Below are 15,316 nucleotides of genomic sequence, written 5' to 3'. Positions count from 1 at the left end.
GGATCCAAGTCGGATCGCTGTGCAAAAAAAAGCGCCAGCCCGATCCGGTCCCGCATTGTTACGGGCGTATCTCCTGGATGCGTGCTGGCGTATGATCGTCATGACGGCGTAGTGGCTACCCTTTCTGTACCCTCGCGATCAGGCTTTTCGCCACCTCGCTCGGACAGGGTTGCGCTGCCATTTCCGCCGCTACCTCTTCAGAGGCGTCGCGAAGCGCGCGATTGTCGAGGAAAGCATTGATCATGCTGCTCGACAGGCCGTCGTCGCCGGGGATGATCCCGCAGCCGCGTTCGACAACAGCGCGGGCATTTACCGGGCGATCGGCACCCTGGCCGAAGACGATCTGTGGAATACCGGCGTGCAGCGCCGTCAGGGTATTGCCCGCGCCACCATGATGAATGAAGCCATCTGCGCCGTTCAGGAAGGCTCCCATGGGTATCCAGTCGACCAGGCGAACATTTGAGGGCAGTGAGCGCAGATCCGACCGCGCATTGGCCGAAAGATGCAGGATGATCTCGGCATCGACTTCACTGGCGGAATCCATCACCCAGGCGATCAGGTCAAGGCCGTCGACCATCGGTTTGACGGTACCGAGACTCACCAGCAGACGTTTACGGTCGGGCGTCCTCTCCCATCACGGTTCCCACACCGCGCCGCCGTTGTACGGGACGTACTGCATGGGAATAATGGGTTCTCCGTCGTTTTCAAGAATGCTCATGCTCGGTGGTGTTACGTCGATCCAGGCCATATCGCGCGGTGCGGCCCCAACGCCGTGGCGATGATAGGCGTCCGCGAGCGAACGCGTTACGCCTTTGATATGCCAGGGCGTATGCCCGAAGCCGACGGTTTGCATTACGACCGGTATATCGTATTTGGCGGCAATCAGAGGCCCGATGACGCCGAGCGGCGGGTAGATGATGAGATCGGGCCGCCAGTGTCCGGCAAACTCCACCAGGTGGTCGGCCATCTCTTCGCTGAAGAATGAGAAGTTGCCCATTTTTGTGCCGATGTTGCTTTCTTTTCGCTGTGCCTCGCGGCGGCGATAGTCAGCTTCAGAATCAAAACCGGGTGCGGCGTCAAATACCACCAGCCCTGCTTCTGCCGCTTTTTGGGCGAATTTTCCTCCGCTGGCGATCAGCACTTCATGGCCGTTAACGCGAAACGCCTGTGCCAGAGACAGCACAGGATACAGCAGCCCATAGAGAGGCGGGCCTACAAACAAAATACGCATGAGAAAATCCCTCTCCGCTTGACGAACTAAATCAGGAAGTCGACGCAGTCATATGCCAGCAGCAGGACGTTAATTTTCGTTAAGCCTGCTTTGACAGACGCTGCGTCCTTTTTGAGTTTCATCAGCCTTACGAACGGTCCTGTCGCTGACTATTCCGTGACGTAGGCTGGTGAATCGGGAATTCCTTGTCCCGGCTTCCATTAACGCTTACGCGCCGTTGTCCTTTTGAACAGCCCAGGCGGCGTCGTGCTGCCACGCCGCGGTGTTCAGATGCATTTGTTGAGTGTGAGACCGTTCAACAAACCTGGAGAGGCTTGTTTCCTGAGACCTCTGTATACCTTGCCAGATAAACCATCAGTGCAAATGCTAATGATAATAATTACTATTATCATATGTGAGTTGCAACTATAATTAAGCACTTAATGCACAATGAATCGATTATGGGAAAAATCGCAGGTGGGGCTCAGCAAAAGGGGACTTTGTGGATTTAGGCACAAAATCCCACGCTTGCGGCGGTTTACAGGCGGACCTGGTGATTCTGTGTAATTGATGGCGGGGGTCTACGATGACGCTACTTCACCAAATAGCGCGGGTTTACCTCCCGTAAATACTGGCGATGTTACTATGATGCCTGATTCACTGCTGTTTATCGTTATGGAAAACCTGCGTAATGTTAACAAAATTCCCTCCCCGACGCGTAATGACCTGTGCTGCGGCTCTGCTAATTATTTTTAGCATCGCCTTGTTCTTCTTCCTGAGAAGCCCCGAGGTTCCCGAGTATGTTACCGCTCCAGTACGCATCGGCGATATTGAAAACGCCGTACTTGCTACCGGTCGAATTGATGCGATTGAGCGGGTCAACGTTGGGGCACAGGTTTCTGGCCAGGTTAAGTCGCTGAAGGTGAAGTTAGGCGATCGTGTCACTAAAGGGCAGCTCATCGCTGAAATTGATGACGTGCCGCAGCGGAATGATTTACGCAACGCAGAAGCTGCTCTCAACGTGGTAAAAGCGGACCTTCAGGCTAAGCAGGCGCAGTTGAAGCAAGCCTCATTGCGTTTTAAGCGCCAGCGCCAGATGTTAAATGAGGATGCCAGCTCGAGAGAAGATTTCGAAACGGCTGAAACCACGCTGGCCAGTACCCGCGCTGAGCTATCGGCACTGAATGCCAAACTCGTCCAGGCGCAAATTGATGTCGACAAGAAAAAGGTCGATTTGGGTTATACAAAAGTTGTTGCTCCCATGGACGGCATTGTTATTGCCGTTGTCACCCAACAGGGCCAAACGGTTAACTCCAGCCAAAGTGCGCCGACCATTATCAAACTCGCACGTCTGGACGTGATGACAATTAAAGCCCAGATCTCTGAGGCGGATATCACGCGAATTTCACCGGGACAGAAAGCCAGATTCACCATTTTCTCTGAGCCGGATAAGCATTATGACGCCACGTTACGTACCGTTGAACTGGCACCTGAGTCGGTTATGAAAGATGATAGCCTTGCCAGCAGTAGCTCAGCCTCAGGGTCAGGCACGTCAAATGCTTCGGTGTACTACAACGCGCTGCTGGATGTCCCCAATCCAGAAAATCGGCTGCGAATTGCCATGACAGCACAGGTGACCTTGCTGGCTGGAGAAGCTAAAAATACGTTACTGGTGCCGATTCAGGCTGTGCACAAGGTGAATGGCAACAAACAGCAGGTGCAGATATTGACCAGTGATAACCGGCTGGAAACCCGTGAGGTCAAAACCGGCATTACTAACAGTGTGGATATCCAGATCCTGGACGGTGTAAAAGTCGGGGAACATGTTGTGTTATCGCAGCCGGGTGAAAAAGCGCCCGGGGAAGGGTTTGTATCTTGAGTAATATCATAGAACTCAAGGGCATCAGCCGCACCTACAGGAACGGTGGACAGGATCTCACCGTGCTTAAAGGGATTGATTTGACTATCGCTGCTGGGGAGATGGTCGCGATCATCGGCGCCTCCGGTTCCGGTAAGTCAACCCTGATGAATATTATGGGCTGTCTCGATGTCCCTGATTGTGGCGATTACTTTATCAGCGGTCAAAATGCCGCCCAGCTTTCACCTGACGATCTGGCAAGGATCCGCCGTGAGCACATCGGTTTTATCTTCCAGCGTTATCATTTAATGCCCGACCTGAGCGCGTTAAGTAACGTTGAAATTCCGGCGATTTATGCCAATAGTGAGCGCGAAAAGCGCCGTCTGCGCGCGGCGACATTGCTTGGAAGACTCGGGCTGGAAGGTCGTGAACATCATAAACCGGGAGAGCTTTCAGGCGGCCAGCAGCAGCGTGTGAGTATTGCCCGCTCGCTGATTAACGGCGGTGAAATCATTCTGGCGGATGAACCCACCGGCGCGCTGGATACGCAGTCCGGTCAGGAGGTACTGTCAATACTCAGTGAACTGAATCAGCGTGGCCATACCGTGGTTATGGTGACACATGATATGAAGGTAGCGCAGCATGCTAACCGTATTATTGAGCTGCGTGACGGTGAAATTATTTCTGATACCGGCAGTCGTGTTACCTCCGGGGTTGCCCTTAAACGACCTGACAGCGTTCAGCAAAGCTGGTGGCAAAGTATTGTTGACCGTACCCGTGAATCCCTGCACATGGCGTTAAAAGCGATGAATGCGCATCGCCTGCGCACGACGTTAACCATGACGGGCATTATTTTTGGTATCGCCGCGGTTGTTACGGTGGTGGCACTGGGAGAAGGCGCGAAACAGCGAACCCTTGATAATATCAAGGAGCTTGGAACCAACGTGGTGAGCATCTACCCGGGAAGGGATTTCTTTGACGACAGCACTGAAGCCATTCGTACACTGGTCCCGGCAGACGCCGAAGCATTAGCAAAGCAGGGGTTTGTTGACAGCGTCAGCCCCGAAGTTAACGCTTCCGACAACATTCGCTTTCTGGGTAAATCCGCTACCGCCACGATCAATGGCGTTGGGCGCGATCATTTTCGCGTAAACGGTATTGAACTGTTGCAGGGATCAACTTTCCAGGACGATCGAAATGCCTCGCAGGAAGTCATCATTGATGAAAACGCCCGCAAGGCGTTATTTGACGATGCGGGACTCAAGGCACTTGGGCAAATCGTTTTTCTGGGTTCCGTGCCTGCACGGGTTGTCGGCATCGCCAAAGGGAACAGCCGAAGCTATGCGCCTAATCGCATTAACGTCTGGATGCCTTACAGCACGGTGATGTATCGAATGACAGGAAAACCGGTGTTGACCAGCATCAGCGTAAGGCTTAAGGATGATGTTGCCAACGAGGCAGCGGTCAGCGCTATTTCTCAGCTTCTCACTCAACGCCACGGCGTGAAAGACTTCCAGCTTTATAATTTCGAGCAGATTCGACAATCAATCGAACGGACCTCAATGACCTTTAGCATCCTGATTCTGATGGTGGCCTGCATCTCGCTGATGATCGGCAGCATTGGGGTGATGAATATCATGCTGGTGTCGGTCACGGAACGGACCCATGAGATTGGCGTACGAATGGCGGTCGGTGCGCGTCAGGGCGATATCATGCAGCAGTTTATGATTGAGGCTGTGCTGGTATGTCTAATAGGCGGAGTGTTAGGTATTGCACTGTCGTATGCCGCCGGAGCGCTGTTCACCGCGCTGGCAGGGGGCATTTTCACCGCCATTTATTCGTGGCAGGCCGCTGCTGCCGCATTCTTCTGCTCAACTTTAATCGGCATGATCTTTGGTTATCTCCCTGCCCGCAAGGCAGCAAGGATGGATCCGGTCGTTTCACTGGCCAGCGAGTAACCCATGAAAATATTATCCCCTTTAACGGTATGCCTTGCTGTCCTGCTTAGTGCTGGCTGCGCCGACTCTCTGAAAAGCGACTATCAGCCTCCTGAGGTGAAATACCCTGCCAACTGGTATCAGGCGGATGCTGCGGAGGAGAGGATGCCGTTCGACTGGCAGGCCTTTAACGATCCAGACCTCGACGGCTGGCTGCGGCAGGTGATGGTGCGCAATAACGATGTCGCTGGAGCAGTATTGCGTGTTTATCGCGCCCGCCTGGAAGAAGAGCGGATTGGCATCACAAACGATCCGGGACTAAAAGGTTCGCTCGCGCTTGACGGTAAAAAACAGCTGAACAGCTCAGCCCACTGGAGCAGGGGCAGCGTTGCCAGTATTAATACCAGCTATGAGCTGGATCTGTGGGGCAAAATAGCGCGGCAGCGCGATGCGAAGGCGTGGGCACGTTTTGCCTCGGAAGAGGATCTGCGTTCTGCACGCCTGACGCTGCTTTCAAATGCCAGTAATAATTACTGGCGCTTAGGCTTTATTAACCAGCAGCTGTCTGTCCTGCAACAAAGCATCGACTATGCAAAAGAGACGCTGCGCCTGGCTAACGCGCGTTATGCCGCGGGCGGTGCCTCCTCTCTGGATGTTGTGGATGCTCAGCAGGGCGTGCTTTCGCAGGAAAACAGGCTGGCGGCGTTGAAGAACGAACGTTTACAGGCGCTCAATCAGCAAGCCGTTTTGCTTGGAACCGCGCCGGGCAGCGCGATAGTCGAACCGAAAGCGTTACCAATGGGACCACTGCCGCAGGTCAGTGGAAAGATCCCGGTCAACGTGCTGCGGCATCGACCCGATATCAGCGCTAAAGAGTGGCGGGTACGGGAAGCATTGGCCACCGTTGATGTCCAGCGTACTGCATTTTATCCAGCGTTTAGTCTGACCGGCTCGCTTGGCACCAGCAGCAGCAGCCTTATGGCCTTCCTGGAAAATCCTGTAGGCTCTGTTGGAGCAAACCTGACCCTGCCGTTCCTGGAATGGAGAGAAAGGGGCATGGACGTGAAGATTGCCCGCAACGACTACGAGCAACGGGTTCTGGAGTTTAAACAGGAACTTTACAAGGCGATGAGTAGCATAGAAGATGCGCTTGCTTTGCGTCATCAACTCCTGGAACAGGAGACGCTTCTACGTGAAGGCCTGGAACTGGCGAAAAAATCAGAGAGGCTAAACGAAGTTCGCTATCGCCAGGGCGCGGTGCGAATTTCTTTCTGGCTTGATGCTCAGGAGAAACGCCGTCAGGCCGAACTGGCACTGTATGAAAATCGCTTTAACCAGTTAAATAATCTGGCAAAAATCTATATGGAGTTCGGCGGTTCGGTATCTTTCCCCTGAATTGCGCAGACTCATTTACGTCTGGCAGCAATAGGACTTGCTGCCAGGGCGCAGTTCGCAAGACATCCCTCGTCATTATTCAAACCCATCTCACAAAAATCGTTCCTCCCCTTTGATCGAAATTTCATCTCCGGCTATATGACTAGTCATATCATTTAAATGACTAGTCATATAGGAGGCAACCATGAATCAATCACTGCCAGCCAACTTCTTATGGGGCAACTCGGTGTCGAGCATGCAGACGGAAGGGGCCTGGAATGAGGGCGGAAAGGGGATATCGGTGTATGACATTCGCGAAGCCGGTGAAAATATCTCTGACTGGAAAGTGGCCACCGACTCCTACCACCGCTACCGGGAAGATTTCGACCTGATGCAGGATCTGGGCATGAACTGCTACCGCTTCCAGATCTCCTGGAGCCGCGTCTGCCCGCAGGGTGACGGCGAGTTCAACGCCGAAGGCATCGCGTTTTATGACCGTTTTATCGACGATCTGATCGCCCGCGGTATCGAGCCGATGGTCTGCCTCTACCACTTCGATATGCCGCTGGCGCTGGCACAGGAGTACAACGGATTTAACGATCGTCGCGTCGTGGAGGCGTTTATCCGCTACGGCAAAAAGATGATCGACTGCTTTGGTGACCGGGTGAAGTACTGGCTGACCTTTAACGAGCAGAATATTTTCCACATGCCGATAGCCTTTCGCATCTCCGGCTATATGAAGGGGGAGGAAACCCTGCGCGAGCTGTACGAAGTGCAGCATCACACCATGGTGGCGCACATGGCGCTGACCGAGTACCTGCACCAGACTAAGCCGGGCAAGCTGATGGGCGGCATGCTGGCGCACCAGTTGATTTATCCGGCCACCTGCAAACCGCATGACATCTTCTGCGCCCAGCAGTACGACGAATTCCTCAACCAGAACCTGCTGCGCGTCTTCGCGGGCCAGGGCTACAGCCCGGCGGTGATGGCGGTGGTGGAGCAGGAAGGCTTCGGCGATATCTACCGCGCAGACGATCTCGCGCTGTTTGCGCGCACGAAGAACGACTTTATGGCCTTCAGCTACTACGCCAGCAAAACGCTGGACAGCGATGCCATCCCGGAAGGCACGCCGGTGAACTATTACCTGCTGCACGGCGAGAAAAACAATCCGTACCTGAAGGCCACCGAGTGGAACTGGCAGATCGATCCGCTGGGCTTTCGCACCATCATCACCCGCTATGCCAACGACTGGCGGATGCCAGTATTCCCGATTGAGAACGGCATTGGGGTGATTGAGTCCTGGGATGGCGTAAACCCCATAGAGGATACCTACCGCATTGACTACCACCGGGCGCATATCGAGGCCATGAAAGAGGCGATGTTCGAGGACGGGGCAGAGGTATTGGGCTATCTCGGCTGGGGGTTGATTGACATTCTCAGCTCGCAGGGTGACATGCGCAAGCGCTACGGCGTGGTCTACGTCAACCGTGAAAACCACGACCTGAAAGACCTGAAGCGCGTGCCGAAGAAGAGCTATGCGTGGTTAAAACATGTTATCCATACCAACGGACGCGAGATGTAAGCCGTACGCTGCCGGGCCGTTTTTGTGACTGATTGATGGGAACTATCCGCTATGTCTGAAACAAAAATAACACCGCACATGCAGTCTTTTGTCGATAAATTTGTTGAGTTCTCGGCGCGCCTGGCAAATCAGGTGCACCTGCGATCCCTGCGCGATGCCTTCGCCACGGTAATGCCGATTTTCATCCTTGCCGGTCTGGCGGTGCTGGTGAACAACGTGGTGTTTCCCTGGATCTTAGAGGGCGACACGCTCACGCAGTTTAAGGTGTGGGGCGAGGCGATCATCAACGGCACGCTGAACATCGCCGCGCTGCTGCTGGCGCCGATGATCGCCTGGTCGCTGGCGCGCAACAAAGATTTCGACAATCCGGTCTCGGCAGTGGTTATCGCCGTCAGCAGTTTCATCATCATGATGCCGATGCGCTTACAGATTACTCCCGTCGGCAGCGACGCCACGGTAAACGTTACCCAGGTGCTGACGTTCGCCAATATCGGCTCCACCGGGATTTTCGCCGGGGTGCTGATTGGGCTGCTCTCAACCGAGCTGTTTATCGCCATTTCACGGCTGAAGGCGCTGCACATTTCTCTGGGGGAGAACGTACCGCCAGCGGTGAGCAAATCCTTTACCGCGCTGATCCCGACGATCCTCACGCTCTCCCTGTTTGCGGTGCTGGCGGCTATACTGGCGAACGTGCTGCACACGGATCTGATCCATCTCATTACGACATTTATTCAGCAGCCGCTGCGGCTGATCAACACCAGCCTGCCCGGGACGATCTTCATTTACAGCTTCGGTAACTTCCTGTTCACGCTCGGTATTCATCAGTCGGTGGTCAACAGCGTGGTGCTGGAGCCATTCCTGCTGATCAATACCAATGAGAATATGCTGGCCTTTGCCAACGGCCAGCCGATCCCGCACATCATCAACAACATCTTTGTGCCGACCTTTGGCATGGTGGGCGGGACGGGCAGCACAATCTCATTGCTGATTGCTATCTTCATCTTCTCAAGACAGAAATCAGCGAAGCAGGTGGCGCGTCTGTCGCTGGCGCCGGGTCTGTTTAACATCAACGAGCCGGTGATTTTCGGCCTGCCGATAGTCTTTAACCTGCCGCTGATGATCCCGTTTGTGCTGCTGCCCGCTATCGGGATTTACTTTGCGTGGCTCTGTACCACGCTGGGGCTCATGTCGCGCTGCGTGGTGATGATCCCGTGGACGACCCCGCCGATCCTCAGCGCCTGGCTGGCGACGGCGGGGGACTGGCGGGCGGTGGTGGTGCAGTTGGCAATCATCGTATTTGGTGTATTCTTCTACCTGCCTTTCCTCAAAGTTGCCGAGCGAGTGGCGTTGAAAAACAGCGGGACAGAACACTAATTTAAGGAAGGACGATGGCGGCGAAGTACATCACCATAGCGCGGGAAATTAAGAAACGCATTATCACCCAGCAGTACGCCGCCAATGAACCTCTGCCGGACCAGTTTGCGCTGGCGGCGGAGTTCAGCACCAGCCGGATGACCATTCAGCAGGCGATGCGTCAGCTGATCGTAGAAGGGCTGGTCTATACCCGACAGGGGCAGGGCACGTTCATCCGCAAAAATTTCCTCCAGCTTTCCCAGTGGGATCTCTCCGGCAGCGACTACTTCGGGGCGACCAAAACCTGGGAACATTTAGGCACGGTGACGAGTCAGGTGGTGCACTTCGAACTGCGCTTCCCGAACGAGAAAGAGCAGGCATCGCTGATGATAAATCCGGATACGCCGATCTATGACTTTATCCGTCTGCGTTTACTGAACGGTGAGCCGATGTCTCTGGACGCTACGGTAATGCCGCTCAATCTGGTGCCCGGTCTGAACAAAACCCATCTTGAAAGTTCGGTATTCCGGTATGTACAGGAGACGCTGGGGCTGAAGATCATGGGATCGTATCGGGTGGTGCGGGCGCTGAAGCCCAGTGCGCTGGATATGCAACACCTTGTCTGCGAGCCAACCGACCCGGTGCTGGAGGTAGAGCAGGTGATCTATCTTGAAGATGGTACGCCGCTGGAGTACGCCCATTGTCACTATCGCTATGACCATGGCGGCATCGTTATCGTGAATAACGGATAAAAAAAAGCGGGCCCCGCGGCCCGCTTTTTTAATTCTCACGATTAGTTCAGACGCACCGGCATACCGGAACGGTTCTGAATCGCCTGGTCAACAATGGTCGTGTCAACATCCGCCTGAGAGGTGACGGACTGCACCGCGCTGGTCAGCTTAATCGGTACGATTTCGTTGTTGTTGATCTGATCTTCGCTGGTGGACAGCGGGTTATGCACTTCAATGTAACGGCTGCCGTCCGGCTCTGACGTCGCTTTCACCGGTTCGTTAATGAACTGCACGCGCGTACCGACCGGCACGTTATCGAACAGGAATTTGATGTCTTCATTACGCAGACGCACGCAGCCGTGGCTTACGCGCAGGCCGATACCGAAGTTGGCGTTAGTACCGTGAATGGCATACAGACGTCCAATGTACAGCGCGTACAGACCCATCGGGTTATCCGGGCCGGCAGGCACAACGGCTGGCAGCGGTTCGCCGGCAGCAATGTACTCAGCGTGCATTTTGGCGGTCGGCGTCCAGGTTGGGCCCGCTTTCTTACGCTCCACTTTGGTGGTCCAGTTCAGCGGAGTGTCTTTACCCAGCTGACCGATACCGATAGGCAGCACGATCACGGTGTTGGTGCCTTTCGGGTAGTAATACAGACGCATTTCGGCGCTGTTAATCACGATACCTTCGTGCACGGTATCCGGCAGGATCAGCTGCTGTGGAATGTTGAGTACGGTACCCGCTTTCGGCAGATACGGGTCAACGCCCGGGTTCGCCTCCAGCATGTTCGACAGACCGAGCTGATACTGCGCCGCGAAGTATTCCAGCGGCTGAGAGTTCCCTTCCGGCACCGTCACCACCTGGTTTTCACCCACCAGACGGCTTCCGTCTGTCGGCAGGGGATACGTCACCGCAGACGCGGTCTTACAAAAACCTACTACGGCTAACGCCGCCGCAAAAAGCGTTGTTAATTTCATGTTCATGTTATGCGAGGTATCTAAGCCATTCTGGCGATGAGTTGATAAGTCTGAATCGGTAATGGGAGCGCATTATATGTGCATTCCCGTTAACTGGGAATTCAGATGTGTACGAAATCACATTTTTTTCGATTTTGTTAAAGTTTAGTGGATTACCGCAACAGGGGATCTCAATTCGGAATTGTGGCATAATGCCGCGTTTATCACACTTTTCGCAGGAATCTCTCCGTGTTAGTTACCAGCAACGTCACTATGCAGTTTGGCAGTAAGCCGCTGTTCGAAAACATTTCCGTCAAATTTGGCGGCGGCAACCGTTACGGCCTGATTGGTGCCAACGGTAGCGGAAAATCCACCTTTATGAAGATCCTCGGCGGTGACCTGGAGCCAACGCTCGGTAACGTGTCGCTCGACCCTAACGAGCGCATCGGTAAGCTGCGTCAGGATCAGTTCGCCTTCGAAGAGTTCACCGTGCTCGACACCGTGATCATGGGGCACGCGGAGCTGTGGGAAGTGAAGCAGGAGCGCGATCGTATCTACGGTCTCGCTGAGATGAGCGAAGAAGACGGTTACAAAGTGGCCGACCTGGAAACGCAATACGGCGAAATGGACGGCTACTCTGCGGAAGCGCGTGCGGGCGAACTGCTGCTGGGCGTGGGTATTCCGGTTGAACAGCATTACGGCCCGATGAGCGAAGTCGCGCCAGGCTGGAAGCTGCGTGTGCTGCTGGCGCAGGCGCTGTTCTCTAACCCGGACATCCTGCTGCTCGACGAACCAACGAACAACCTGGACATCGACACCATCCGCTGGCTGGAGCAGACGCTGAACGATCGCGACAGCACCATGATCATCATCTCGCACGACCGTCACTTCCTGAACATGGTGTGTACTCACATGGCGGATCTGGACTACGGCGAGCTGCGCGTTTATCCGGGCAACTACGATGAGTACATGACGGCGGCAACCCAGGCGCGCGAGCGTCTGCTGGCCGACAACGCCAAGAAGAAAGCGCAGATTGCTGACCTGCAATCCTTCGTCAGCCGCTTCAGCGCCAACGCCTCTAAATCGCGCCAGGCAACGTCGCGTGCCCGTCAGATCGACAAAATCAAGCTGGAAGAGGTTAAAGCCTCCAGCCGTCAGAACCCGTTCATCCGCTTCGAGCAGGACAAGAAGCTGTTCCGTAACGCGCTGGAAGTGGAAGCCCTCACCAAAGGCTTCGATGAAGGCCCGCTGTTCAAAAACTTCAACCTGCTGCTGGAAGTGGGCGAGAAGATTGCCATCCTCGGCGCCAACGGCGTGGGTAAATCCACTATGCTGAAAACCCTGGTCGGTGAACTGCAACCGGATAACGGTACCGTGAAATGGTCTGAAAACGCGCAGATTGGTTACTACGCGCAGGACCATGAATATGAGTTTGAAAACGATCTGACCGTCTTCGACTGGATGAGCCAGTGGAAGCAGGAAGGCGACGACGAACAAGCGGTACGCAGCATTCTGGGGCGTCTGCTGTTCAGCCAGGACGACATCAAAAAGCCCGCCAAAGTGCTCTCCGGTGGTGAAAAGGGCCGTATGCTGTTCGGCAAGCTGATGATGGAAAAACCGAATATTCTGGTGATGGACGAACCGACTAACCACCTGGATATGGAATCTATTGAGTCGCTGAACATGGCGCTGGAGATGTATCAGGGCACCCTGATCTTCGTCTCTCACGACCGGGAGTTCGTCAGCTCGCTGGTGACCCGCGTGATCGAAATTACGCCAGAGCGCGTGGTGGACTTCACCGGTAACTACGAAGATTACCTGCGCAGTAAAGGTATCGAGAGTTAAAAAAATAGCCGGGTGGCGGCTTCGCCTTACCCGGCCTACGTTCTATCCCCTCTCCCTGTGGGAGAGGGTTAGGGTGAGGGCAACAGGCCGCGCTACACCACCCACTCGCCCCCTTCAACTCCGTTCACCCGCAGCGTACGTTTTTCCCCCGCCGGTAATGACACCTTCAGCGCCTTCCATGCCGGACGATAGTCGCCGCGCGCATTCACCTTCAGGTTGATACTTGCGCCGTCGCACACCATCTCCCATTCCACCCACAGCGCATTGCCGTTCTGGTAGCCCCAGCTTTCGCCGTCATCCTCAAACAGCAGCCCGGCGGTGGTGCCGACGCCTTTCACCGGGAACAGTTTCAGCTCACGGGTATCGTCTTTATCTGCGCTCACGTGACGGATGCGTTCGCTGAGTGGCAAACCGGCCCCGGCGCGTACCAGCAGCGGCAGCTTTTCCAGCGGCGCATCAAGGACGATCGCTTGCCCGCCCGCATACCACGCGTGGGTGTAAAAATCGTACCAGCCGGTTTCGTTATCCGGCAACCAGACGCGGCGCTCGCGCTGCCCGGCTTCGACGACGCTGGCCACCAGCAGGTCACGGCCCAGCAGGAAGTCGTCGCACTCTTCAAACGTCTGCGCATCGTGCTCATGATCGAGGAAGGTCGGGCGCAGCATCGGCTCGTCGTCGGCGTGCGCCTGCCAGAGCAGGGTGTAGAGATACGGCAGCAGGCGGTAGCGCAGTTCAATGGCGCTGCGAATCGCAGGCGTGACGCCCGGGTACATCCACGGCTCGTTCACCGTGTGATCATCGTTCCACGAATGGATGGTAAAGCGCGGGTGCATCACGCCGTTCTGTACCCAGCGCACGAACAGATCGGCATCCGGCTTGTCGCCGGAGAAACCGCCGACGTCGTGACCGACGTTGAACAGTCCGGACAGGCTCATGCCCAGCCCCATGCGGATGTTATAACGCAGGGTGTCCCAGTTGGTGCGGTTGTCGCCGCTCCAGGTCTGAACGTAGCGCTGCATCCCGGCGCAGCCGGAGCGGGAGATCAGATACGGACGTTTCTCCGGCGCAAAGCGCTGCTGCGCTTCCAGCGAGGCGCGCATCATCAGCAGCGGCATCACCGGGCGAATGTGCTTGATGGCGATCTCCTGACCGAAGCCATAGCAGCGCGCTTCCCCGTCCCACACTTCATACTCGTTGTTGTCGTTCCAGGTGGAGTCGATGCCCATCTCCAGCAGCTGCGTGGTCACGCCGTTCTGCCACCACTGCACCGTCTGCGGGTTGGTGAAGTCGAGATGCGATCCTTCGTCATCCCAGAAGCTGGAACGTTCAGGCGCATCGGTTTCTGAATCACGAATGAACAGGCCGCGTTCCGCCACTTCGCTGTAGCGGGGATGATCCTGCAACAGACACGGCTTGATGTTGGCCGCAAGCCGCAGCCCCGCGTCGTGGAACGCCTGGCTCATCACCTTCGGCTGCGGCACTTTGTCGTAGTTCCAGTTAAAGACGTAGCGCTTGCCGTTAATCGAGGTATAGCCGGAGGAGAGCTGGAACGAGTCGCACGGAATGGCATGCTCATCGCACAGGCGGATGAAGTTCATCAGCTGGTTTTGCGCGTCCGGCGCGTCGGTGTAGTGCATGGTCGAGCCGCTGTAGCCCAGGCTCCATTTCGGTCCGAACAGCGTTTTCCCCGTCAGGCGCACGAAGGCTTTGGTCACGTCCAGCACGCGCTTGCCGGTGAAGAGGTAGTAGTCAATATCGCCCGCTTCCGCCTGCCAGCGGCGGTAGGCAGTGTGATAGTTGTCGATCTCGTTACCCAGATCCAGCCAGCAACTGCTCAGGTTATCGTAGAACAGACCGTAGCTCACGTCATCGCGGCGGGTGAGGGTGAACGGGATGTGCTTGTAAAGCGGGTCGGTGCTGGCCGCGTTATAGCCCATCGCGTCCAGGTTACGCATCTCATAGCGTTTGCCGTTGCGCTGTAAATCACCCGCTTTCTCACCCAGACCGTAAAAACGTTCATCCTTACGACGGCTAAGATAGTGCGCCGCGCCGTCACCGTGGGCGTTCAGCAGGTAGGCGCTGGTCGGGCGGTCATTGACCAGCGGCTGCCACTCGCCCGCCTCATTGCGGTAGTGCCACTCCAGCCACAGCGGCTGGTGGACGGTGACGCGCAGCTGTTCAGTCGCTACGGTTAACGTGTCGTCCTGCTGCGTCAGCGTCCAGGCAGGGCAGGTGAAGCCGCTGACATCGTCACGACGGCGGCCTTCCCACGGCACATCTTGTTCCGGCGCGATGCTCCAGGTGCGGTTCAGCGCCAGCTCGCCTTTACGTTTGATCAGCACGCGGAACAGATTCTCTTCCAGCACATACAGGCACAGGCGGTGCTGGTTATCGATCAGCAGTTCCAGATGATTCGCCGACTGCGTATCGACGGTCCAGTTTTTCAGGGTTTTCATATGCAATACATCCA

Annotated in this window: 9 protein-coding genes and 1 pseudogene; 7 read left to right on the top strand and 3 right to left on the bottom strand. The window is 55.6% G+C overall.

Going from position 1 to position 15,316, the window contains the following annotated elements; translation table 11 throughout:
- Positions 1–115: 115 nt before the first annotated feature.
- A pseudogene (gene iroB / locus SK62_RS13955) lies at positions 116–1,231 on the bottom strand (salmochelin biosynthesis C-glycosyltransferase IroB).
- Between the two features lie 670 nt (positions 1,232–1,901).
- Here iroB and SK62_RS13950 point away from each other — a divergent pair.
- The 6 genes from SK62_RS13950 to SK62_RS13925 all read left to right on the top strand — a co-directional run bounded on the left by SK62_RS13950 (position 1,902) and on the right by SK62_RS13925 (position 10,066).
- Positions 1,902–3,089, top strand: a complete 1,188-nt coding sequence (locus SK62_RS13950; protein ID WP_047718756.1) for a macrolide efflux RND transporter periplasmic adaptor subunit EtsA — start codon at positions 1,902–1,904, stop codon at positions 3,087–3,089.
- On the top strand, positions 3,086–5,026 hold the full coding sequence (locus tag SK62_RS13945; protein WP_023296167.1) for a MacB family efflux pump subunit: 1,941 nt from the start codon (positions 3,086–3,088) through the stop codon (positions 5,024–5,026). The genes SK62_RS13950 and SK62_RS13945 overlap by 4 nt, the downstream gene beginning before the upstream one ends.
- A gap of 3 nt (positions 5,027–5,029) precedes the next feature.
- Positions 5,030–6,400, top strand: a complete 1,371-nt coding sequence (locus tag SK62_RS13940; protein ID WP_032620024.1) for a macrolide efflux RND transporter outer membrane subunit EtsC — start codon at positions 5,030–5,032, stop codon at positions 6,398–6,400.
- Between the two features lie 184 nt (positions 6,401–6,584).
- Entirely contained in the window at positions 6,585–7,961 is a 1,377-nt protein-coding gene (locus SK62_RS13935) for a glycoside hydrolase family 1 protein (RefSeq protein WP_047718755.1), read from the top strand.
- Between the two features lie 51 nt (positions 7,962–8,012).
- Entirely contained in the window at positions 8,013–9,335 is a 1,323-nt protein-coding gene (locus SK62_RS13930; RefSeq protein WP_023296170.1) for a PTS sugar transporter subunit IIC, read from the top strand.
- Between the two features lie 14 nt (positions 9,336–9,349).
- Positions 9,350–10,066: a GntR family transcriptional regulator gene (locus tag SK62_RS13925; RefSeq protein ID WP_015571043.1), complete on the top strand. Its 717-nt coding sequence runs from the start codon at positions 9,350–9,352 to the stop codon at positions 10,064–10,066.
- Positions 10,067–10,107: 41 nt separating this feature from the next.
- Here SK62_RS13925 and ldtB read toward each other — a convergent pair whose 3' ends face one another.
- The gene (gene ldtB / locus SK62_RS13920) at positions 10,108–11,028 is read right to left on the bottom strand and encodes a L,D-transpeptidase (protein ID WP_015571042.1); all 921 of its coding nucleotides are present in this window, start codon (positions 11,026–11,028) and stop codon (positions 10,108–10,110) included.
- Positions 11,029–11,250: 222 nt separating this feature from the next.
- Between ldtB and SK62_RS13915 the strand changes: the two genes are divergently transcribed.
- Complete coding sequence (locus tag SK62_RS13915; protein WP_047718752.1) at positions 11,251–12,846, top strand: ABC-F family ATPase; 1,596 nt, start codon at positions 11,251–11,253, stop codon at positions 12,844–12,846.
- Between the two features lie 92 nt (positions 12,847–12,938).
- Here the strand turns inward: SK62_RS13915 and SK62_RS13910 are convergent, their stop codons facing one another.
- Entirely contained in the window at positions 12,939–15,302 is a 2,364-nt protein-coding gene (locus SK62_RS13910; protein ID WP_047718751.1) for a glycoside hydrolase family 31 protein, read from the bottom strand.
- Positions 15,303–15,316 lie beyond the last annotated feature (14 nt).

It is taken from the genome of Enterobacter sp. BIDMC109 (genome assembly GCF_001037885.1).
Lineage (GTDB): Bacteria > Pseudomonadota > Gammaproteobacteria > Enterobacterales > Enterobacteriaceae > Enterobacter > Enterobacter hormaechei_C.
This window is presented reverse-complemented; position numbering and strand designations above follow the sequence as displayed.

Coding starts and splice junctions, on each gene's coding strand:
- SK62_RS13950 (WP_047718756.1), top strand. CDS start 1,902: ATGTTAACAAAATTCCCTCCCCGACGCGTAATGACCTGTGCTGCGGCT.
- SK62_RS13935 (WP_047718755.1), top strand. CDS start 6,585: ATGAATCAATCACTGCCAGCCAACTTCTTATGGGGCAACTCGGTGTCG.
- SK62_RS13925 (WP_015571043.1), top strand. CDS start 9,350: ATGGCGGCGAAGTACATCACCATAGCGCGGGAAATTAAGAAACGCATT.
- SK62_RS13940 (WP_032620024.1), top strand. CDS start 5,030: ATGAAAATATTATCCCCTTTAACGGTATGCCTTGCTGTCCTGCTTAGT.
- SK62_RS13910 (WP_047718751.1), bottom strand. CDS start 15,302: ATGAAAACCCTGAAAAACTGGACCGTCGATACGCAGTCGGCGAATCAT.
- SK62_RS13930 (WP_023296170.1), top strand. CDS start 8,013: ATGTCTGAAACAAAAATAACACCGCACATGCAGTCTTTTGTCGATAAA.
- ldtB (WP_015571042.1), bottom strand. CDS start 11,028: ATGAACATGAAATTAACAACGCTTTTTGCGGCGGCGTTAGCCGTAGTA.